Origin of the sequence: Luteibacter anthropi, assembly GCF_011759365.1 — a bacterium.
In the GTDB taxonomy this organism is placed as follows: Bacteria; Pseudomonadota; Gammaproteobacteria; order Xanthomonadales; family Rhodanobacteraceae; genus Luteibacter; species Luteibacter anthropi.
On the sequence record NZ_JAARLZ010000002.1, the window covers coordinates 503,634 to 523,612 of the forward strand.

Here is a 19,979-nt window from a genome sequence, read left to right on the forward strand (position 1 = left end):
CTCAGTCCTGCGACCAGCGTGGAAACGGATCGGGCAAGCCCTGCCAGGCGACAGGACCGCGGACCATCTCCACATCACTCAGCAGGCAGGCATCCAGCGCCCGACGGATATCGGCTTCCGGGAGGTCCACGCCGATCAGCACCAGTTCCTGTCGGCGGTCGCCGTAGCGTGGATGCCACACGTCGAGCAAAGCGCGTCGCTGCTCCGGACTGGGTAGTTCGGTCGGGTCCGGCGGCGGCACGCGCAGGTCGTCGAGACGGAACGGACGGCGCAACGCGCCGGCACGTACGCGACGGCGCGCGGCCCACCAGTGACCGGCCGGCCCCGATTCCGTCGAGCCGCCAGCCACGGCGAGATTGCCGACCCAGTCCATGCGCGTGGCAAGCCAGAAATAGCCCTTGGCGCGCAGCACGCCGGGAATGCCGCTCTGGAGCAATGCCTGGAAGCGCGCTGGATGGAACGGACGCGCATTGCGATAGACGAAGCTGGTGATGCCGTATTCCTCGGTCTCCGGCGTGTGCTCGCCCATCAGTTCCTTGATCCAGCCCGGTGCCTGCTGGGCCTTCTCATAATCGAAGCGGTGGGTGTCGAGCACGTCATCGAGCGCTACCTCGCCGAACGAGGCATCCACGATGCGTGCGTCGCGATTCAGCGCGTGAAGCACGCGGTGCAACTGGTGGCGCTCGTCCGCGTCCAGGCGGTCGCATTTGTTCACCACGATCACGTCGGCGAATTCGACCTGTTCGGTGAGCAGGTTCACCAGCGAGCGCCCGTCGTCGGAGCCGTTGCTCTCGCCACGCTGGGCGAGCGAATCGGTGGAGCAGTAATCGGTGAGAAAGGCACGCCCATCCACCACGGTCACCATGGTGTCGAGGCGGGCCAGATCGGAAAGGCTGAAGCCGTCCTCGTCGCGCACATGAAACGTGGCGGCCACGGGCAGGGGCTCGGAGATGCCCGTGGATTCGATCAGCAGGTAGTCGAAGCGTCCTTCGTCGGCCAGGCGGCGGACCTCCTGCATGAGGTCGTCGCGCAGGGTGCAACAGATGCAGCCGTTGGAGAATTCCACGAGCTTTTCGTCGGTGCGGCTGAGTTCCGCGCCACCGTCACGGACCAGGCCCGCGTCGATGTTGATCTCGCTCATGTCGTTGACGATGACGGCCACGCGACGGCCTTCGCGGTTGCGCAGCACATGGTTGAGCAGGGTGGTCTTGCCGGCTCCGAGGAAGCCGGAGAGCACGGTCACGGGAAGCGGCGGCCGGGCCGCGGCGATGGCGTTGGCTGGGGTCATGGGGTTGTTCCGAAGGGGATGGAATAAATGTTATGTTATAACACTTCCTACCAACCCTACTCCCCATGCGCCAGCCACCGCAAGCGTCCAGCCTCCTGTCCCCATCCCGCCGGCGGCTGCTCAAGGCCGGGCTGTTCGCCGCGGCCGTGGCTTCTCTTTCACCCGTGGTGAAAGCCGCCTCGCGGCGGGTATTGTTCTCCGACTATCCGTTCAAGCTGGGCGTGGCCTCCGGCTCGCCATCGGCGGATGGCTTCGTCCTGTGGACACGCCTTTGCCCCGACCCCCTGCACGGCGGCGGCATGGGCGTGCAGCAGGTGCCCCTGCGCTGGGAAGTGGCCACCGACGAAACCTTCGGCAACGTGGTGCGTTCGGGCACGTGGATGGCCATGGCGGGGCTTGCGCACAGTGCGCATGTAAGCGTCACGGGGCTGCCGTCTGATCGCTGGTATTTCTATCGGTTCCTTGCCGGCAACGAAGTGAGCCCGACAGGACGCACGCGCACCCTGCCTGCACCGGGGCAGAAGGTGGATCGCCTTCGCTTCGCCCTGGCCTCGTGCCAGCAATTTGAGCTGGGTTATTTTTCGGCATACCGGCACATGCTGAAAGACGACGTGGATGCCGTGGCCTTCGTGGGCGACTACATCTACGAATACAACGCCGAAAGCGGGCTCGTTCGCCAGCATGCGGAGGCCGAGCCGTATTCGCTGGAGTCGTATCGCAACCGCTATGCGCAGTACAAGACGGATGCGGATCTCATGGCGATGCACCAGGCGGCACCATGGCTGCTCACCATCGACGACCACGACGTCATGAACGACTGGGCAGGAGACGTGGGCGAGGATCTGGACCCGAATTTCCCGGAGCGCCGCAGGAACGGATTGCAGGCATGGTTTGAACACCAGCCCTTGCCGATGGAAGCACTGCTGCCGGAGCGGCGGTTACATCTGTACGCAAGCCACACCTACGGCGATCTGGCGAACTTCCATGTACTGGATGACCGGCAGTATCGCGATCCGGAGGTGTGTTCGCACGAAGGCATGGGTGGCGGGAATTTCGAGGCCACCGATGCGGCGTGCCCGGGGCGGCTACAGAAGCAGCGCACGATCCTGGGAGCCGAACAGGAAGGCTGGCTCGATAAACAGCTGGGCGCGTCCCGTGCGCGATGGAATGTGGTGGTGCAGGAGAGCCTGGTATCTCCCCTGCCCAGCCCGGGAAAGAACGGCCCGGAGTTCTTCACCGATGCATGGGACGGGTATCCTGGCGCCCGGGAGCGGTTGATCCAGAGTATCCGGCGGCACCGGGTGGAGAATCCCGTCGTGATCGGCGGCGATTACCACTGCACGATTGCCTGCGATATCAAGGCCGACTATGCACGCCCGGATTCGGCCACCATCGGCAGCGAATTCGTCGGCACCTCGATCACTTCGCCGGGGATGCCGCAGGGCACCCTCGACGACAAGATCCGCTTCAATCCGCATGCGCGTTACGGCGACAGCGTGCACCGGGGGTATCTCACCTTCGAGATACGACACGACGGCATGGATGTACAAGCACGATCGATGGCATCGCTGGAAACACACGATGCCGCCTGCACGACGACCAGGCGCTTTCATGTGGAAGCGGGGCATCCGGGCGTGCAGAACGCCTGACCCCTCCTTCACGTCGTTCCTGTGAAAACAGGAACCCAGCGCCCCGGTTCGCCAGCGTAGCGACCACATCACATCGGCCTTCAGAACACTGCCTTGATGCCCGCTACAAGATGCGCATGGTAAATATCCCCCGCCCCATGCGCATCGGTATTCCAGTATCGCAGGTCAAGCGACACGCGCGGATCGAACTGCCACGTCACGCCTGCATTCCACGTGTTGTAGATAAAACTCGCGCCCGTTCCATCCGCACGCATCGACGCATGCTGCTCATGCTGGCGACCATAAGCCCCTGACAACGACCACTTCTCGACAAACGTCCACGCGACATTGACCTCGCCATAATTGGCTTCACGCACGATCCCCGGAAAATCCGGCGAGTGATACGCCGCCACGCCCACCGTCACCGGCCCGAACGCTCGTGACGCCTTCGCGTACCACTCCACGTACATCTCGCGCAGCCCCTTGGGCTGGTGCATGTATCCATAACGGATATACCCCAGATCCAGGTCGAACCCGGCCACATGCGGACGCCAGCCACCGTACAGGTCATATTCCTGGTCGGTCGAACGATCCCCCGACGGCGAGAAATCCACGTTCGACGTCCAGGCGCCGGCATACAGGCTGCCGCGCCACGTGGCGTCCACGCCGGCAAAACCGGAGGATCGACGATCGGTCTGGCTTATACCGCGAAAGATGTAATCGGATTGCGCGCCAACGTTGTAATTCACCTGCCAGCCGTCGGCAGCATGCGCGCAGGGGGACAGCGCCGCGACGGCGGCGAACAGGGCGATACGGGTGTGCTTCATGGTCATCCACAAGTGATGACGCGATCGATGGTTGACCGCGCCGGAAAGGATGACCCGGCATGTTAGGCATGCCTGTCTATGGACGGCGCCGGATTCGCGCCGTCGGTATCAAAATCCCATCAAGGCCATTGAAACACCCAGCGAAGCTATGGGCAGGCGATGTAAATCGAGGATAGGCCTGGATAACAGGGAAATACCTGCCATGAATATAAAATCAAGAATTCACTTAACTTTCACCTGCACGGGCGCTCTATGAAGGGCGAAAAACAAAGCATCCCGTCACCGGACCGACGGACCTGACGAAAGAAATCTCCTCCATCTCTCAGGAGTGAATTTCTATCGCTCAAGCGTTATGGAGGACAGCATGCAAGCGCATTTCCCTACCCAGCACGACTGGACTGATCGGCAACGCTCAGAGCATATACGCCGGCACATTCAGGCCTCTTGCATTCGAATGCGCGACCACCCATGGCTGCGCCACCAAGATGCCATTGGGGCGACAATCCTCATCCTTTCTTTATCCGGAATGTTTATTACCGGAGCACTCTATCTTCATGGACACCTGCCGTGGTGGGCATGCGTCATTTTGAATGCCATCTTCTGTTCATTCATGCACGAACTTGAACATGACTTGATTCATCGCCTTTACTTCCGGCGAAGAAAACTGCCTCACAACCTCATGCTGGCCCTGGTCTGGCTCGCCCGACCAAGCACCATCAACCCATGGCTACGGCGCCCGCATCATCTGGCTCATCATCGGCTTTCGGGAACCAGGGCAGATCTGGAAGAACGAACACTTTCCAACGGACATCCATGGGGTGTCATTCGACTCATCATGACTGCCGACCTGATGATAGCCGCGAGCGTACTTGTGGCAGAAGCAGAAAGCTGGCGAGAAAAACGGCATATTCTCAAGACAGGAATAAGTACGTATGTGCCATTGACCATCCTTCATTGGGCGACATGGTACCTTTTCCTTGGGTTGCACCTTTTCCATGCAGTGAGCGCATGGATCGGTCATCCCATCGATGCATCAGGCAGCCTTCAAACCATAGTAGGCGCGGTCGACGCCATCGTCGTGATCGTTGTTGCGCCAAACATTCTTCGCACTTTTTCACTCCACTTCATAAGCTCGAATCTTCACTACTACGGTGATATCGAGCAAGGGAACCTCATGCAACAGACACAGGTCATGACCAGCCCATGGCTTTGGCCGCTGCAATTATTCTGCGTCAACTTCGGCGGCACCCATGCAATCCATCATTTCGTGGTGAATGAGCCCTTCTATATACGCCAGATGTCGACGCGGGCTGCTCACCAGGTCATGCGCTCCATGGGCGTTCGCTTCAATGACTTCGGCACCTTCCGAAGAGCTAATCGCTTTACCACGCGCCGCCGCGATCAGCCACTATCATGACGGCTGCAAAGCCCACTGCAATATCAGAAAGGCAGCGGCAACAAGCACCGTCAGCTTCACCACGATATCGGCGCGCTTCCACGCGGAAGGGGCCTGGGCGACACGTACTCTCGGCGGCTGCTGGTTCATGCGGTCCTCCACAACATCGATGATCGTGCAGGGTTAACGGCCGGCGATGCCGGATGCTTTAGTCCGCCTCCCTGAACAGACGGCCCGCGATGAAATCGACGAATACGCGGATCTTCGGCGACAACTGCCGGCTGGACGACCACACCGCCCAGAATTGCCCCCGGTCGGCCAGGGCATCTTCCAGCACGGGTCGCAGTGTTCCCGCGCGCAGGGCGTCGCGCACGAGGAAGTCCGGCACGTAGGCGATGCCATGGCCATCCAGCGTGGCGGCCAGTACGGCCTCCATGTTGTTGCAGGTGATGGCCGTGGACAGGCGCACGCCTTGCCAGCGCGGATCGGAGCCGCGCTCCCATTCCATCAGCTTGCCTGTGGTGGCGAAGCGGTAACGCACAAAGGCATGCCGCTGCAGGTCCATCGCCTGGCGGGGTTCGCCGCGAGCATCCAGATAGGCCGGCGATGCGCACAGCAGAAAGCGGAACGGCCCCAGGCGCCGTGCCATCAGGCGCGAGTCGGGCAGCGAGCCGCTGCGAATGGCGACGTCCACGCCCTCCTCGATCACGTCCACCATGTGGTCGCTGAAATCCAGATCCAGTTCGATCTCCGGATACAGGCGCCGGAACTCGGGCAGCACAGGCAACAGGAAGCGATAACCGATGGTCGGCACGCTCACCCGCAGCTTGCCACGCGGTGACTGCGCCGCCTGCGACAGCATGGCTTCGGCATCGGCCAGATCGTCGAGGATGCGGCGGCATCGCTCGAAAAACAGCTCGCCTTCGGCGGTAAGACGCACCTTGCGCGTGCTGCGCTGGAACAGGCGCACACCGACGGAGGCCTCCAGCCGGGCGATGCTCTTGCCCACCGCCGAGGGCGATATCCCCAGCACGCGCCCTGCCGCCGCGAAGCTCGACGCCTCGGCGCTGCGGACGAAGGCCAGGATGCCCGGCAGACTATCCATGCTCACCTCATTAAGGAATTCAGATCCGCAATGAGCGGAATGCGAAGTTATTTCCGAATCATTGCCGACTTTCTAGCATGCAATCCAGTCCCCCTCCTGGATGCTCTCATGCACGATTCCTCGCCCGCCCGCCACTGGGTGTTGCTGGCTGTTTGCCTGTCGGCCCTCGTCCTGCCCCTCAGCTTCTCCGGCGGCGCGGTCGCCACGCCGTCCATCGCGCAGTCGCCCGGCGGCAGTGCCGATGCCCTGGCCTGGGTGACCAACGGCTTCATGCTGGCCTTCGGCAGCCTGCTGATGACGGCGGGCTCGCTTGCCGACCGTTTCGGACGCAAGCGGATCTTCGGTGCGGGCATGGCCTTGTTCACCCTCGCATCGCTGGGCATTGCCGTCGCTCCCGGCATCGTGGGCATCGACCTGCTGCGTGGCGTGCAAGGCATCGCGGCCGCCTTCGCCCTCTCCGGCGGCTCCGCCGCCCTCGCGCAGGAGTTCGACGGACACGAGCGCACGCGTGCCTTCAGCCTGCTGGGCGTCAGCTTCGGCGTGGGGCTGGCCTTCGGTCCGCTGCTGGCCGCGCTGCTCATTTCGCTATGGGGGTGGCGCGCGATGTTCATCGCCATTGCCCTCATCGGCGCGGCCGCTCTCGCCTTCGGCTGGCCGCGCATGCGGGAAACACGGCATCCGGCCGCGCATCGCTTCGACTTCGCCGGCGCTGCCAGCTTCACCGCCGCGCTGGCCCTGTTCACCCTGGGCGTGATCCGCTCGGGCGATGGCCACTGGGCGGCGACGGGCACCTGGATGCCGCTGGCTGCGTCGGTGCTGCTGGCAGCGGCCTTCGTCGTCATCGAACGACGTACTGCGCATCCCATGCTCGACCTGACACTGTTCCGCTATCCGCGCTTCGTGGGCGTGCAGGTGCTGCCGGTGGGCACCTGCTACTGCTACATCGTGCTCGTGGTGCTGCTGCCGCTGCGCTTCATCGGTGTAGATGATCGCGGCGAACTCGGCACCGGCCTGCTGATGCTGGCCTTGTCCGCACCGATGCTCGTGGTGCCTCCGCTGGCCGCACGCCTCGCACGCCGCTACGCACCGGGCCTGCTTTGCGGCATCGGCTTCCTGGTGGCGGCGGCCGGATTACTCTGGCTTGCGCCCGCGCTCGCCCATCATGACGATGCGTCGATCGTTGCCTCACTGCTGGTGATCGGGGTGGGCAGCGGCCTGCCCTGGGGCCTCATGGATGGCCTGTCGATCAGCGTCGTGCCACGTGAGCGTGCCGGCATGGCGACGGGCATCTTCAGCACGACACGCGTAGCCGGCGAAGGCGTGGCGCTGGCGATTTCGGGCACGCTGTTTGCCGCGCTGTTGCGCAACGGTTTGCGCAAGGAAGGGCTACCGCAGGGGCGTCTTTCCGAAGAAGCCGCGCGCCATCTCGCCGGTGGCGACCTGCATGCAGCGCAAGCCGTGCTGCACGATGTGCCCTCATCGTTGCTTGCTGACCTGCATGCCCAGGGCTTCACCCTGCTGCTGCACCTGCTTGCGGGAATTACGATACTTTCCGCACTCGTGACGTTTGCATGCCTTGTCCGCGCCGCCGATGCGCCGGCTACGCCTGCCGGCGATAACGTGCCGGCGTCTGCCCCATGACCCGGGTGAAGGCCTTGCCGAACGCGGACTCCGAGCGATAGCCCACACGATCGGCGACGGCACCTGCCGTGAGGTCGGTACGGCGCAGGAGGTCGCCGGCCAGCTGCATGCGCAACAAGGTGAGCGTCTCGTGCGGCGACATGCGTGCCCGGGCTTCGAAGTGTCGCGCGAAGGTAGCCCGCGACATCGCCGCCAGCTCGGCCAGCGCCGCCACCGACCATTCGCGTTCCGGCTCGCGCAGCATGGCGGTCACGGCACGCGACAGGCGCGGATCGCCCAGCAAGGCGAGAAACGACGGCGTGAGCGTGGTATCCACCAGATGCTCGCGCAGGGCGAACACGAACAGCGTCTGCGTCAGCGCGGTAATGACACTGACCGCGCCCGGTGGTTGTCGCCCGACTTCGTCGCGCAGGATGGCCACGATGCCCGCCAGCGCCCCCATGCCATGCGAGGCCGCGAGATTCACATGGATCGCATCCGGCAGCGTGGCGAACAGCCAGCGGGATATCTCCGGAGCCAGCAGCACGCGACCACAGAGCACATCCAGCTCGGCAGGCAGGCCATTGTGCTGCACGGGGATCGCCCCTGCCATTTCCAGCAGGAGCGGACCAGCGGCTTCCTTGCCATGGACATCGCGCAGGCGATGGCTGCGTCCGTGCGGCAGCACCACCAGATCACCCGCATGCAGGCGCATCGGCGCCCTGCCCGGCAGCTCCATATCCACCTCGCCCGAGAGCACGAGGTGGAACGGCGCCGTGCCGGAGGGCATGTCGTCGTGATCGATACGGTAAGCGCCCCCGAGCTGGCAGCGCAGGTCGGGAACACCCTGCATGCGGGCCAGTTCGAGCACGCGGGTCAAAGCGTCCATGGGGGCGTGTCGCAGGGGAGGCGGCGGAAGTATCCGCCCGCTTACGGGCGAAGACAACGCCATCCAGGCGGATGTCGTCGCCCGATGCTTCACAGGCGGTAGCCGAAGCTGACGCCGTACACCCAGGGATCGATGTGTGCGGTACCGACGCGCGCGCCGTTGACCTTCACCTTCGCATCGATGTTGATGTAGCGGGCGTCGGCCGTGAAGGTCCAGCGATCGTTCAGGGCGACATCCACGCCGCCGTGCCATGCCACGCCCCAGCTGCTGCCCACGTCGACGTTGGCGCCGTCGAGCGCATTGCGGCCCTTGGCGTCGAAGAAACGGGTGTAATTGACGCCCACGCCGAGGAACGGCGTGACCTTGCGATCCGGCAGGAAGCGGTAGAGCACGCCGACCACGGGCGGCAGCTGCTTCACGCTGACCGCGCGCTGGCCGGCCAGGCGAACCTCATGCTGGAACGGCACGGCGGCCAGCGCCTCCACACTCCAGTACGGGGTGAAACGGTATTCCACGCTGATCGTAGGGCGCGTGTTGTTGCTCGTGCTCGCCTTCATGCCGGCAAGGTGGCCGGTGTCCGACTTCGGATCGACGACATGGGCGCCGAAATGCAGCAGCCAGGGCGAATCGACGGCCTGGGCCATGACGGCGGCGGGCGCCAGGCAGAGCAGGCCGGCGGCGGCGAGAGACTTCAGGTGGCGCATGGGGATACTCCTTGGGGACACGTTCCGGCCTTCGATGACCGGGCATGCCCAGCGTAGGAACCTGCCCCGCCGCACTTCCTGACCGGGATCAGTTTTCAGGACGATGCCTCGGCATCCGCCGTGCGACACAGCGCCGCCAGGGCGTCTGGACGCAGGATGCGTACCGAGCGGCCGCTGACCGCGAGGATGCCCTCGTCCTCCATGCGCCCCAACGCCCGGCTCACGGTTTCCACCGCGAGGCCGAGGTAGTTCGCGATGTCCGCACGCGGCATCGGCAGCTTCAGGAAGTCGGACTGCCGCGACAACCTGCCATGCCGCTCGGCCATGCCACGCAGGAACAAGGCCACACGTGCCACCGCCTGCTGGCGTCCCATCGCCACGGCATGCTCCTGCTCGGCGGCCACTTCGCGGCCCAGCACGCGCATGAGCCCGCGCTGCAAGGCAGGCACCTCGCCCAGCACTTCTTCCATGTGCTCGAAGGGCACTTCGCACAGCGTGCTGGATTCGAGCGCAACGGCTTCGGTGCGATGGTGATCGTCGAGCATGCCGTCGATGCCCACCACTTCACCCGGCAGGCCGAAACCGATCACCTGATGCACGCCATCCGCATCCACCACGGCGGTACGTACCGCGCCGGAGCGCAGCACGTAAAGCGACTGGAACGGCTGACCCTGCCGGAAAAGCGTTTCACCGCGCAGCAGGCTGCGCTGCTGGCGACGCGTGAGCCGGTCGAGGCGGGCCAGCCCCGCGGCATCGACGCCGGCGGGCAGGCAGAGTTCGTGGAGACCGCAGTCCGCGCAGCCGTGGCGCGGGTAAGACAGATCCGACACGGTCATGGGAGCTCCATCTCATGATGATGAACATATGAGGCTAGCATGCAGGTCACGCGAGGCCGCCCGGGGTCAGTGCCCTGCGACATCCTGTGCAAGGTGAGACGCAGGAGCGAAAACCTGCGCCGTGAGCGTCTTCATATCAACCCGCCACCGGTTCACGATGTAGCCATCGAGCGACGCATCCCGCGCCGCCTTCTCCGGAGAACCACCATGCTCGACTGGCTCGACTACCGCAAAGAACTCCAGGGCCGCATCGGCGAAATCAGCAAGCTGTCGCCGGACATCCTGCGCGGCTACCAGACCCTGGCCGGCGCCGGTGACAAGACCAACCACCTCGATGCCAAGACGCGCCAGCTGATCGCCCTGGCCGTAGCCGTGACCACGCGTTGCGACGGCTGTATCACGGTGCATACGGGCGAGGCGCTGAAGCACGGCGCCACCAAGGAAGAAATCACCGAGGCGCTGGGTGTGGCCATCGAACTGAACGCAGGCGCCGCACTGGTGTACTCCGCACGAGTGATGGACGCCGTAGAAGCCCACACGAAATAACCCCTGTAGGAGCGCGCTTGCGCGCGACCGGATATGCGGAAACCATGCATGTTTTCCTCACCACCGGTCGCGCGCGAGGCACGCTCCTACCATTCAGCGGGCGCCGCCCAGGGCCCTTATTTCATCCCACATCCTGCGCACATTCGCCTGCTTGGTACACTGCAGGCTCATGCGGTTGAGTACGTTCACGCCCGACATCGCACGCGATACGCACCGCTGGTTGGGCAGTTCGCTTTCCGCCATGTACTCGGTAAGCACGGATTGCATCGCTTCGGCATAGGCCTGCCATGCCGTGGCATCATTCATCAGCATGTCGACGCTCGCTTCTTCATCGAGCACGAAGCTGCCTTCGCCAAGCACATCGTCTTTCGGTTCTGTCATCGGTTTCACTCCCTGAGCGCTGCCACGGCGAGATCACGGGCAACGCAGGCAAGCTAACAGAAGCACGCACGATTTGTCTGTAGTCCCGTGCATATATATGCCGATAATGCCAACATGTGGTTGACATTTTACTGAATGCCGCTGAGACCATCAAGCGACACAAGGGTCGCGGGAATGTTCCGGCGTCTCTATGCTGGGAACATCCCCTCCCCGGAGATGTCCTCCATGGCAGAAACGCAGCAAAGGGCCCGTCATCGCACCGTGATTGTCGGTGGTGGCGCGGCCGGTATCGAACTGGCGACGCGACTGGGTAAACAAGGTGGCATGGATGTCGCCCTGGTCGATCGCGATGCCAGTCACTTCTGGAAGCCGCGCCTGCACGAGCTTGCCGTCGGCCTGCTCGGCGACGGTGAAGAAGCCGTGCCCTTCCTCGCTCACGGCCACGCGCATGGTTACCGCTACGTACCCGGCACCTTGCACAAGGTGAACACCGCGACGAAAACCATCGATGTCGAGGCCGTACGCCTTCCGCATTCCGACGAAACCGTGTTGCCTGCGCGGCAGATTCCCTACGACACGCTGGTGCTGGCCTTCGGTAGCCGCGTGAACGACTTTGGAACGCCGGGCGTGCTGGAACACTGCGACATGCTCGACAGCCCCGCACAGGCCACCGACCTGCGCCGTCGCATCCTCGCGCTGGCCTTCCGCACGGCCGGCGATCCGTCGAAACGCATCCGCATCGGTATCGTCGGTGCCGGCGCAACGGGCGTGGAACTGGCGGCCGAACTGCATCACGCCTTCAACGACATGCATCGCTATGGCGGCCTCGATCCCGCGTCGAAACTCGACATCACCCTGATGGACATGGCCCCCCGCGTGCTACCGGCCGTGGACCCGCGCACCTCGGCCACCGCGCAGCATGTGCTGGAACGCATGGGCGTGCATGTGCGTACAGGCGTCGGCGTGAAGGCCGTGGTCGATGGCGCGTTCGAACTCAACGACGGTAGCCGCGTGGACTGCGATATCCAGGTCTGGGCGGCCGGTGTGATCGGGCATGACATGGTGAAGGAGCTGGGCCCGTTCCAGCTGTCAAAGGACCGTCGCATCCTCGTGGATGGCACGCTGGCAGCGAAGGGCGTCAGCGACATCTATGCCATCGGCGACTGCGCGTGGGCACCTACCTCGCCCGATGGTCCGTCCGTACCGCCTACCGCACAGGCGGCGCATCAACAGGCCACCTACCTGTCGCGCGCCCTGCCCCGCGCATTGCGTGGCGAGCGCGTCGATCCGTTCGTCTATCACTCCAAGGGCACGCTGGTGTCGCTGGGCGTGCGTCAGGCCACGGGTGAAGTGCCGTCAGGCGCCAAGGGCCGTTCAGTGATCCCCATGCGCGGCTGGTTCGCCAAGATGCTCTACGTGTCCCTGCAACACATGCACCGCGCCACGCTGCACGGCTGGCCACGCGCGATGGCGCTATGGCTGGCGGACTGGCTACGCAACACCACCCTCCCCCCCGTAAAACTCCACTGACCCCGGCTCACGCGCGACCGCTGATGACATCACTCCGGTCGCGCGCCGACCCCGGCTTGTCGCGCATCGACACCGGCATGCCGCGCACCGACACCGGCTTTTGTAGGAGCGCGCCTTGCGCGCGACCGGTTATCGCGACACCGATCGAATCATTCGCACGATCGGTTGTCGCGGCACTCGTCAACTTATTTGCATGACCGGTCGCGCGCAAGGCGCGCTCCTACACAAGCAGCATGCCGCGGTGCATACACAAACCCTATGCGCCGATGCAGCGCCCGCGATTTCTGCGCAATGATTTGGCGAATGTCGCGAAAACCGGTCGCGCGCAAGGCGCGCTCCTACAGGGCGGATGGCGCGTGGCGCTCGCGAAGGCGGCGCAGGTTGCCGTAGAACCAGCGCACCGGGCCATACATGTGAAAACCTACGGTGGATGCGCCCGCGCGTACGGCATACAGAGAGCCACACGGTTCACTACGGGTGGCGAGCACGCGCTTGTACTGATTGTCGCCATAGCCAAAGCTGATCCGCTCGCCCGGATGCTCATCCAGGATGCCGCGTATCGCTTGAAATACGGCAACAGACCCAATGCCCACCCGGGCGACATCCTCGTCATAACCGAGGTCTTCTACTAGATATGTACCGCCCAGGCGGTAGCCATGCACGTAGGCCAATGGCTTTCCTTCACGCAGCACGATATGCCCCACCACCTGCCCCGCTCTGGCAAGACGCTGAAACAACGCAACACGCGCCGGTGCCTGCCAGTCAATGGGCAGGTCGCAATGGTGCCACGTACGCTTGTAGGCTTCGTCAAGCAGACGGCAGTACTCCGGCATCTGTTCCGGCGTGGTGTAACGATGCAAGGCGGCATCGCCACCCAGCTTGCGGTAGGCGCGCCCCACCCTCTGCAGCAGATCCGTACGCTTCTTCTTTTCCAGCGTCGCCAGCCACGCTTCGGAGGACGGTTGTGGATCGATGATCCAGTGCACCTGCTCGCGCAGGTGGGCAGCAACCAGTCGAAAGCCCTTGTGGCTAGCCAGTGCCTTCGCCAGCGGATCGGGAAGCATGGCCTCCTGTATGCGAAGCACGCGCAACGCACGCTCCGACGCCAGCTGGCCGGCAATGGCATCGCTGACGGACGCGCGGAGTGCGGGAGATGTCACTACGCCCGAGCCCAGCAGGCGCAAGGCCACGCCCTTGTAGAGATCGAGCCGACGCCCGGCGAGATCCAGCCTCGCCACGTGACGTGCCTGAAGCAACGGGGCGTAGCCCACGATGGCACCCGCGTCATTGCGTGCAACGACCACATGCGGCACGGTGCCATCGTCACGACTCTCTACCTCGTAGAGTACCCAGTCGGGATGCTGCACGATCGACGACGCATGTCCCTGCCCTTCTGCCAGCATTGCCATCTCATCGCGTGCCGCCAGCAGCGCCTCGCGCGTGAGCAGGATGTCGCAGACGAGGTTCATCGACTCACCGCCTCCACCGTTGCCGGCTTGACCACGGCCAGCACCCGCAGCAGCACACGCCCCGGCGTGCCGAGACGGCGCCCCAGGCCTTCCATCAGTTGCAGGTCGTCGCGCGTCCAGTAGCGCACGAGTGCGCTGCCGGGCAGATACACCATCAGGAAAACCATGGCGCCGATGAGGAAGCCCCAGCGCGAGGGCACGGCTTCCGTGGCGATCCAGGCGGCCGCCGTGGCCGTCAGCCCTACGACGAACAGGCGTGCCATAGCCATCAAAGGCAGACCGCCATCGGTTGCCTTGCGCAGGTAATGGATGGCGAGCGCCATTTCGACAATGCGCGTGGTGGCGTACGTGGTGACGGCACCCGCCAGCCCCAGCGACGGAATCAGCGCCACGCCAAGCACGGCATTGGCGGTAAGCGCCACCGCCGCAATGCGAATACGGTCATCCTGCCGGTCCACCACCGTCTGAAACGCGGCAATACCATTACCGATGAGCAGCAGGCCACCCAGCACCAGCGTGGCCTCGATGGCGGGAATGGCGGCGACATAGCGCTCGCCGTACATGATGCGCACGATCTCGGGCGTGGTAACCACGCCCAGCCCCGCGATGGCGAGGCCCATGGCCCAGTAGAAGCGTGTTGCCTCGGCGAGAAAGCGCGCGGCGCGCGCCGTACCGTTCTCCCCGTAGGTGCGTGCCATATAGGGCAGCAAGGTGGAGGTCAGGCCCACGGAGAACAGCTGCACGGCACCGCGCGTGAGCGTGCCGGCGATGGCGAAGTAGCCCACCGCCACCGAGCCGCTGAAGGTGTTGAGCAGGAAGACCTCGATGGTGCCGAGCCGGAACGAGCCCATCAGCACGAGCGCGGCGGTAAGCTTCAGGTGGCGGTTCACGCGCTGGTTGACGGCGGCCGGAATCGGGCCGCTCTCGAAGGGACTGCACTGCCGCCGGAACATGATGCGGTTGATCACGTTCAGCACGAGGCAGGCCACGGCGAAAAGGCCGACGAAGGCGATCAACCCGGCCCGGAGCCACATCGCCGCCAGTACGAAGAGCATGCCCAGCACGCCGCCGGCCACCGTCGCCACCGCTTCCGGTTCGAAACGCTCCTGTCCCTTGCCGATGGCGACCAGCACCGCATAGTTGGCCTTGGCGACCACGGCGATCACCACCAGCGACGCCACGGCAAAACCATCGCCACCCCATTCCGACGGTCGGATGACGGCCACGCCGCCCACGAAAAGCAGCATCACCGCCAGCGAGCTCCAGCCCTGGATGCGCGAGAAACGCGCGGCAAGATGCGAGGCCAGCGCCGGGTCGCCCATGCCATCGGCTTCGGCGATGAACTTCGTGGACGAGGTGGTCAATGCGTGGTTGGAGCAGACGATCAGCCAGCCGCACAGCCAGATGGTGAAGGCGTAATGACCGAAGTCCTGCGGACCCAGCGCACGGGCGATCCACACGCTCATCAGCAGACCGAGTGCGTACTCGACATAGGTGGACACCGTGACGATGCCCACGCTACGCAGCACGGCGAGACGGCGGTTCACTGCGCCCTCCCCGCGCCGGGTGCCTGGTGGATCATCCATTGCGCCACGCCAGCACCACGGTTGTTCCAGTTGAAGCGACGCGCCGTGTCCGAAATGGAGGCACAGGAGGCGCTGTACGACGACGCGATGGCGTCGAAGCGGCGCTTGAAAACGGCCGCTTCCGCGCCGTCTTTCGCGAAGTAATAGGCCGCGGCCACCGGCAGGCCCAGTTCCACCGTGTGCCCGTCGCTATACCAGCCCTCGGACTCCTGGATCTTCATCAACGCGTCGGTCTTCGCCTTCGACGATGACCAGTACCAGGCAATCTGCCCATCCGGACCCGAGCAACCGTTGCGCCAGTCGTGCGGCGACACGAGCAACGAAGGTGATATCCAGCCATAGCGTTCGAGGTAATGACCGAAGGCCAGGATCATGTCGGGGACGCGCGGGTCTTTCGTTACCCACCACGCATGCCACAGGCCGTCGATGATGTTCTCGCTCATCCACGGCGAGGCGCCGCGCATGTCGTTGGCGCCGTGTGGATCGTTCTCGTGCACGTTCCAGCTGTTGCGCCATGCGCCATCGTCGCCAAGGCCGTCGGGGTTGCTGGCCTGATGGTCGTGCAGCCAGCCCACCCGCGCCTGCACGCGGTCGCGCCAGTGCGTATCGCCGGTGAGTTCGTAGGCGGCAACGGTTTCCAGAAGGCCCAGTCCAGCCAGGCGCTCGGTGAAGTAGTCGTCGGGATGACGGTAGGGCCCCGGCGCACCGTTCCAGCCGCCGCTGTCCCATAGCGTTGCCATCATCTTCACCAGCGCCGCGTCGTGCATGCTGTCGTCGCCGGTAAGCGCCACGGCCAGCAGGATGGGTTCGATATAGCTGTATTTCACGTCGCAGGGCTTGCCGTCCGTGATCCAGCCGCCCGGGCAGCGCCCCTCGCGGGTGATGCCCTTCATGTACCAGCGATAGCTTTCCTCGGCGGCGGCGAGGTAGTCGGCCCGCCCGGTGCGGACATAGGCCTTGAACAGGGTGGACGGCCGGTCGAACAGCCAGGCGGTGGTTTCCTTGACCGGCAGGTCGCGCGCCCAGCGGAATTGCCCATCCACGTAGCCGGCATAGGCTTCGCCCCGGCTGGCGACGCGCTGGGGGCCGGCAATCCCGGAAGCGGTCAGCCATTCGGGGGAAAGCGTTGCCAATGCCGCGAGGCGGCCATCGACGAGACCTTGTGCATACGGCCAGCCGGGGGCATTCGCCTCGCGGCGAGCGTCCAGCAGAAAGTAGTAGCGACCGGGCGGCCCATGAAACTGGGCGCGTATCGCACGCAGGCTGCCATCGCGGAAATGCCAGGTAAGCATCGGCTTGATGTCGGCAGGCACTTCCACGCCCTTCTCGTTCACGATGCGCAGCAAGGTGGCATCGCGCAGGCGACCGGGCGGCAGCGGAATACCCACCGATACAGGCAGGCAGTCGCCCGTGCCGGCGATGCGCGTGACGTCGATGCGCTGCTCCTGGGGCAGCGTGTCGCGCGAGTGGGCGGGAAACACCCAGGTCGCCAGGCCCAGCAGGCAGGCAAGCAGAAACAACACATGACGCAATACCGGAGGTGCCGCACGCACGGCAACGACCTGACGCCCGGGGCGGCGCGGGACCTTCATGCGACGGATACCAGCGGCGCGGACATGCCCGCCAGATGGTATTCCCAGTCCAGCGCGGTGCGCACGATCACGTCGAGATCGTCGTACCGCGGCGTCCAGCCCAGCGTTTGCCGCAGCAGGTCGCTGCGCGCGATAAGCATGCCGATGTCACCCGGACGGCGTGGCAACTCCACGACGTTGAGCGCATGCCCGCAGACACGCGCTACCGTGTTGGCGACTTCACGCACGCTGTAGCCATGCCCGTAGCCGCAGTTGAGCACCAGGGATTCGCCCCCGTCGCGCAGATGGTCCAGTGCACGCAAATGAGCGGCGGCGAGGTCTTCCACATGGATGAAGTCGCGCACGCCGGTACCGTCGGGCGTGTCGTAGTCAGTGCCATAGATGGAGAGGCAATGGCGCTTGCCGATGGCATGCTCGCAGGCCACTTTGATAAGCAACGTGGCATGCGGCGTGGAATGCCCGATGCGCCCCTCAGGGTCGCAGCCGGCCACGTTGAAGTAGCGCAGGATCACATGGCGCATGGCACCCGTGGCGCTCCAGTCGCGCAGCATGGTCTCCGACATGAGCTTGGAGCGGCCGTAGGGATTGGCCGGCGACGTGGCCGTGTTTTCGTCCGCGACGCCATCGGCGGTGTTGCCATAGACGGCAGCGGTAGACGAGAAAATGAACTTGTCCACCCCGAACCGTGCGCAGCTTTCCAGCAGGCTACGCGTGTTCATCGTGTTGTTGCCGTAGTAGCGCAACGGGTCGCTCACCGACTCGGGCACCACGGTGTGCGCTGCGAAGTGCAGCACGGCATCGATGCGCCATTGCTTCATCACCCGCGCCATCAGCTTGCGGTCGCCCACGTCGCCCCAGACGAAGATGGCCTTGCGATGCACCGCGTCGTGGAAGCCCGTGGAGAGGTTATCCACCACCACCACGCGGTCGCCCCGCTCCACCAGCTGTTGCACCGTATGGCTGCCGATGTAACCGGCGCCTCCCGTGACCAGTACCGTACTCATGCAGGCCTCCTGACATCCGGGCCCGGGAAGTTGCCTACGAGCCAGTCGCGGATGCCGTCGAGCAGGCGCTCGCGGTCCACGGTGAGGATATAGGTGTGATCGGTGTCGGCGGCGTAGCGCGTCGTCACCGAGGGGTGGTCCATGATCCTGCCAAAGCATTCGCGAAACTGCCTGGCATGATTGAAATGCGTGCTGATGCCACCGGAATAGACGAGGTACAGCTTCATGCCCCGCTCCACCATGGCGGTGAAGTCGGCGATGACTTCATCGCGTGGCGCGGGTGCCACGGCGAACACCGGCTCCGCCGATTCCCCGCCCGTGGTGCGGGCACGCCGACGCAGGCGACGCATCCAGCGGGAGGGGTCCAGCACGCGCGGCAAGTAATGCCGCAGCTTGTAGCCGAAGGTGCGGTAGGCGTACCCATCGAGGAAAACGGCGCCGGTCACGCGCGGATCGCTGGCCGCCACCGTATGCGCATTCTGTGCACCGGAACACAGGCCCATAAGCACGAACCGCTCGCAGCCCGTGCGCTCGGCCAGCAGGCGCATGGCATCGTCGAGATCGGCCTCCACCTGCTGGGTGCGCGTGAGGCTGCCGGGTGCCGCCGCACTGTCGCCCAGCGTGGACAGGTCGAAACGCAGGGTGGCGTAGCCGGTGGCATTGATGCGTCGGGTCAGCTCCACATGCAGGCGAAACGGCCCCACGCGATGCACGAGACCCGCGTTGAGCACGATGACGCCGATCGCCGCGCGGCGCGTGTCAGGCAGCCCCACCACACCCACCAGGTGGCTGGCACGACCGAAACGATGGGCTTCTTCCCGGCTCATGCCGCACGCTCCAGGTGGCTGCCCACGGCATGGATCAGCGGATGCGACAGGATGGCCGACTCCAGGCGCCTCAGGTCGTTCCAGGGCGTGGGCTGGCCGAGCGGTACGACGCGCGTGCTTCCGTCGGTGCGCGGCACGACGGCCGTGGAATCGATGGTGAGCGACGGCGTGGCGAAGGCTTCCGGTCGCAAAGCCGCCAGCTGCTGGCGAAGCGGTTCGCTCACGGCGAACCCAAGCCACTGCGCCGCCACGTCGGCATGCGCGCGCGGCTTCGTGAAGCGCCCTGCGTCTTCGCGCAAGGCGGCCTGCAAGGCATCCATGGCCGCCATGTGCGCCTGTCCGTCCAGGATGGGGTCCCACGCGATCACTTCGGCGAAACGTGCCGCATCGGCGGCCAGCGCAATGCTCGCGCCCAGTCGCGCCCCGAAGGCCACCACCCGGTCGGCACCCGAATGCGAGCGCAGCTCGGTGGCGGCCGTCATGGCGTCGGCGATACAGCGGTTCCAGTCCACGTCGGCGCTGTCACCGGCTGAGTCGCCCGTGCCGTGATAATCGAAGCGCAGCACGGCGATGCCGCGTGCAGCCACTGACTGGGCGAGCTGGCGATAGAGGCGATGGCAACGGATCAGGTCCTGGCCCAGCGGCGGGCACATGAGCAGGCCCCCGCGCGCACGACCTTCCGGCGCGTGATACATGCCGAACAGTCCGGCGCGCGGACCAAAGAAGAACGGGGTCTCGGTCGGGGTCATCT

General features: G+C 64.8%; 20 protein-coding genes. 5 read left to right on the top strand and 15 right to left on the bottom strand.

The annotated features are described in order from the left end of the window. Nucleotide 1: 1 nt before the first annotated feature. Nucleotides 2–1,288: a GTP-binding protein gene (locus HBF25_RS04845; protein ID WP_166946806.1), complete on the bottom strand. Its 1,287-nt coding sequence runs from the start codon at nt 1,286–1,288 to the stop codon at nt 2–4. 65 nt (nt 1,289–1,353) lie between these two features. On the opposite strand from HBF25_RS04845, the gene HBF25_RS04850 reads away from it, so the two are divergent. After that, nucleotides 1,354–2,937, top strand: coding sequence for an alkaline phosphatase D family protein (locus tag HBF25_RS04850; RefSeq protein WP_166946807.1), 1,584 nt, complete (start codon nt 1,354–1,356; stop codon nt 2,935–2,937). 80 nt (nt 2,938–3,017) lie between these two features. On the opposite strand, the gene HBF25_RS04855 is transcribed toward HBF25_RS04850, so the two are convergent. Further along, nucleotides 3,018–3,743: a TorF family putative porin gene (locus HBF25_RS04855; RefSeq protein WP_166946808.1), complete on the bottom strand. Its 726-nt coding sequence runs from the start codon at nt 3,741–3,743 to the stop codon at nt 3,018–3,020. Nucleotides 3,744–4,107: 364 nt separating this feature from the next. Between HBF25_RS04855 and HBF25_RS04860 the strand changes: the two genes are divergently transcribed. After that, complete coding sequence (locus HBF25_RS04860; RefSeq protein WP_166946809.1) at nt 4,108–5,160, top strand: fatty acid desaturase; 1,053 nt, start codon at nt 4,108–4,110, stop codon at nt 5,158–5,160. Here the strand turns inward: HBF25_RS04860 and HBF25_RS22360 are convergent. Then, nucleotides 5,155–5,289 carry a hypothetical protein gene (locus tag HBF25_RS22360; protein WP_279588119.1) on the bottom strand — a complete coding sequence of 45 codons (135 nt, stop codon included), beginning with the start codon at nt 5,287–5,289 and terminating at the stop codon, nt 5,155–5,157. The genes HBF25_RS04860 and HBF25_RS22360 overlap by 6 nt on opposite strands. A 58-nt stretch (nt 5,290–5,347) precedes the next feature. Beyond that, entirely contained in the window at nt 5,348–6,244 is an 897-nt protein-coding gene (locus HBF25_RS04865) for a LysR substrate-binding domain-containing protein (protein ID WP_166946810.1), read from the bottom strand. Between the two features lie 108 nt (nt 6,245–6,352). On the opposite strand from HBF25_RS04865, the gene HBF25_RS04870 reads away from it, so the two are divergent. Beyond that, nucleotides 6,353–7,885, top strand: a complete 1,533-nt coding sequence (locus HBF25_RS04870) for an MFS transporter (RefSeq protein ID WP_166946811.1) — start codon at nt 6,353–6,355, stop codon at nt 7,883–7,885. Here the strand turns inward: HBF25_RS04870 and HBF25_RS04875 are convergent. From HBF25_RS04875 to HBF25_RS04885, 3 genes are all read right to left on the bottom strand, one after another. Further along, on the bottom strand, nt 7,845–8,753 hold the full coding sequence (locus tag HBF25_RS04875; protein WP_166946812.1) for a cupin domain-containing protein: 909 nt from the start codon (nt 8,751–8,753) through the stop codon (nt 7,845–7,847). The two genes, HBF25_RS04870 and HBF25_RS04875, sit on opposite strands and share 41 nt — an antisense overlap. A gap of 89 nt (nt 8,754–8,842) precedes the next feature. Continuing rightward, nucleotides 8,843–9,457 carry an OmpW/AlkL family protein gene (locus HBF25_RS04880; RefSeq protein ID WP_166946813.1) on the bottom strand — a complete coding sequence of 205 codons (615 nt, stop codon included), beginning with the start codon at nt 9,455–9,457 and terminating at the stop codon, nt 8,843–8,845. 95 nt (nt 9,458–9,552) lie between these two features. Then, nucleotides 9,553–10,293 (bottom strand): cyclic nucleotide-binding domain-containing protein, encoded by a 741-nt coding sequence (locus tag HBF25_RS04885; protein ID WP_166946814.1) that lies wholly within the window; start codon nt 10,291–10,293, stop codon nt 9,553–9,555. A 207-nt stretch (nt 10,294–10,500) separates the two neighbouring features. On the opposite strand from HBF25_RS04885, the gene HBF25_RS04890 reads away from it, so the two are divergent. Continuing rightward, a complete protein-coding gene (locus tag HBF25_RS04890) occupies nt 10,501–10,839 on the top strand; it encodes a carboxymuconolactone decarboxylase family protein (RefSeq protein ID WP_166946815.1) in 339 nt (112 codons plus the stop codon). A 93-nt stretch (nt 10,840–10,932) separates the two neighbouring features. On the opposite strand, the gene HBF25_RS04895 is transcribed toward HBF25_RS04890, so the two are convergent. Then, the gene (locus HBF25_RS04895) at nt 10,933–11,220 is read right to left on the bottom strand and encodes a hypothetical protein (protein WP_166946816.1); all 288 of its coding nucleotides are present in this window, start codon (nt 11,218–11,220) and stop codon (nt 10,933–10,935) included. 225 nt (nt 11,221–11,445) lie between these two features. Here HBF25_RS04895 and HBF25_RS04900 point away from each other — a divergent pair, with 225 nt between their 5' ends. Beyond that, the gene (locus HBF25_RS04900; RefSeq protein WP_166946817.1) at nt 11,446–12,750 is read left to right on the top strand and encodes an NAD(P)/FAD-dependent oxidoreductase; all 1,305 of its coding nucleotides are present in this window, start codon (nt 11,446–11,448) and stop codon (nt 12,748–12,750) included. A gap of 7 nt (nt 12,751–12,757) precedes the next feature. Here HBF25_RS04900 and HBF25_RS04905 read toward each other — a convergent pair whose 3' ends face one another. The 7 genes from HBF25_RS04905 to HBF25_RS04935 form a co-directional block, all read right to left on the bottom strand. Continuing rightward, entirely contained in the window at nt 12,758–12,961 is a 204-nt protein-coding gene (locus HBF25_RS04905) for a hypothetical protein (RefSeq protein ID WP_166946818.1), read from the bottom strand. Nucleotides 12,962–13,088: 127 nt separating this feature from the next. Further along, on the bottom strand, nt 13,089–14,219 hold the full coding sequence (locus HBF25_RS04910; RefSeq protein WP_166946819.1) for a GNAT family N-acetyltransferase: 1,131 nt from the start codon (nt 14,217–14,219) through the stop codon (nt 13,089–13,091). Further along, on the bottom strand, nt 14,216–15,766 hold the full coding sequence (locus HBF25_RS04915; protein WP_166946820.1) for an oligosaccharide flippase family protein: 1,551 nt from the start codon (nt 15,764–15,766) through the stop codon (nt 14,216–14,218). Before HBF25_RS04915 ends, HBF25_RS04910 begins: the two co-directional genes overlap by 4 nt. Then, nucleotides 15,763–17,397: a hypothetical protein gene (locus HBF25_RS04920; RefSeq protein ID WP_166946821.1), complete on the bottom strand. Its 1,635-nt coding sequence runs from the start codon at nt 17,395–17,397 to the stop codon at nt 15,763–15,765. Before HBF25_RS04920 ends, HBF25_RS04915 begins: the two co-directional genes overlap by 4 nt. Beyond that, a complete protein-coding gene (gene galE, locus HBF25_RS04925; RefSeq protein WP_166946822.1) occupies nt 17,394–18,401 on the bottom strand; it encodes a UDP-glucose 4-epimerase GalE in 1,008 nt (335 codons plus the stop codon). Before galE ends, HBF25_RS04920 begins: the two co-directional genes overlap by 4 nt. Next, nucleotides 18,398–19,228, bottom strand: coding sequence for an alpha/beta fold hydrolase (locus HBF25_RS04930; protein ID WP_166946823.1), 831 nt, complete (start codon nt 19,226–19,228; stop codon nt 18,398–18,400). Before HBF25_RS04930 ends, galE begins: the two co-directional genes overlap by 4 nt. Continuing rightward, nucleotides 19,225–19,977 carry a serine aminopeptidase domain-containing protein gene (locus HBF25_RS04935; protein WP_166946824.1) on the bottom strand — a complete coding sequence of 251 codons (753 nt, stop codon included), beginning with the start codon at nt 19,975–19,977 and terminating at the stop codon, nt 19,225–19,227. Before HBF25_RS04935 ends, HBF25_RS04930 begins: the two co-directional genes overlap by 4 nt. Nucleotides 19,978–19,979: the final 2 nt, after the last annotated feature.

Bases quoted from the DNA above. Each gene is read 5' to 3' on its own strand.
- HBF25_RS04870 (WP_166946811.1), top strand. From the start codon at position 6,353: ATGCACGATTCCTCGCCCGCCCGCCACTGGGTGTTGCTGGCTGTTTGC.
- HBF25_RS04920 (WP_166946821.1), bottom strand. From the start codon at position 17,397: ATGAAGGTCCCGCGCCGCCCCGGGCGTCAGGTCGTTGCCGTGCGTGCG.
- HBF25_RS04885 (WP_166946814.1), bottom strand. From the start codon at position 10,293: ATGACCGTGTCGGATCTGTCTTACCCGCGCCACGGCTGCGCGGACTGC.
- HBF25_RS04880 (WP_166946813.1), bottom strand. From the start codon at position 9,457: ATGCGCCACCTGAAGTCTCTCGCCGCCGCCGGCCTGCTCTGCCTGGCG.
- HBF25_RS04860 (WP_166946809.1), top strand. From the start codon at position 4,108: ATGCAAGCGCATTTCCCTACCCAGCACGACTGGACTGATCGGCAACGC.
- HBF25_RS04865 (WP_166946810.1), bottom strand. From the start codon at position 6,244: ATGGATAGTCTGCCGGGCATCCTGGCCTTCGTCCGCAGCGCCGAGGCG.
- HBF25_RS22360 (WP_279588119.1), bottom strand. From the start codon at position 5,289: ATGAACCAGCAGCCGCCGAGAGTACGTGTCGCCCAGGCCCCTTCCGCG.
- HBF25_RS04855 (WP_166946808.1), bottom strand. From the start codon at position 3,743: ATGAAGCACACCCGTATCGCCCTGTTCGCCGCCGTCGCGGCGCTGTCC.
- HBF25_RS04935 (WP_166946824.1), bottom strand. From the start codon at position 19,977: ATGACCCCGACCGAGACCCCGTTCTTCTTTGGTCCGCGCGCCGGACTG.
- galE (WP_166946822.1), bottom strand. From the start codon at position 18,401: ATGAGTACGGTACTGGTCACGGGAGGCGCCGGTTACATCGGCAGCCAT.
- HBF25_RS04895 (WP_166946816.1), bottom strand. From the start codon at position 11,220: ATGACAGAACCGAAAGACGATGTGCTTGGCGAAGGCAGCTTCGTGCTC.
- HBF25_RS04845 (WP_166946806.1), bottom strand. From the start codon at position 1,288: ATGACCCCAGCCAACGCCATCGCCGCGGCCCGGCCGCCGCTTCCCGTG.
- HBF25_RS04930 (WP_166946823.1), bottom strand. From the start codon at position 19,228: ATGAGCCGGGAAGAAGCCCATCGTTTCGGTCGTGCCAGCCACCTGGTG.
- HBF25_RS04900 (WP_166946817.1), top strand. From the start codon at position 11,446: ATGGCAGAAACGCAGCAAAGGGCCCGTCATCGCACCGTGATTGTCGGT.
- HBF25_RS04910 (WP_166946819.1), bottom strand. From the start codon at position 14,219: ATGAACCTCGTCTGCGACATCCTGCTCACGCGCGAGGCGCTGCTGGCG.
- HBF25_RS04890 (WP_166946815.1), top strand. From the start codon at position 10,501: ATGCTCGACTGGCTCGACTACCGCAAAGAACTCCAGGGCCGCATCGGC.
- HBF25_RS04850 (WP_166946807.1), top strand. From the start codon at position 1,354: ATGCGCCAGCCACCGCAAGCGTCCAGCCTCCTGTCCCCATCCCGCCGG.
- HBF25_RS04875 (WP_166946812.1), bottom strand. From the start codon at position 8,753: ATGGACGCTTTGACCCGCGTGCTCGAACTGGCCCGCATGCAGGGTGTT.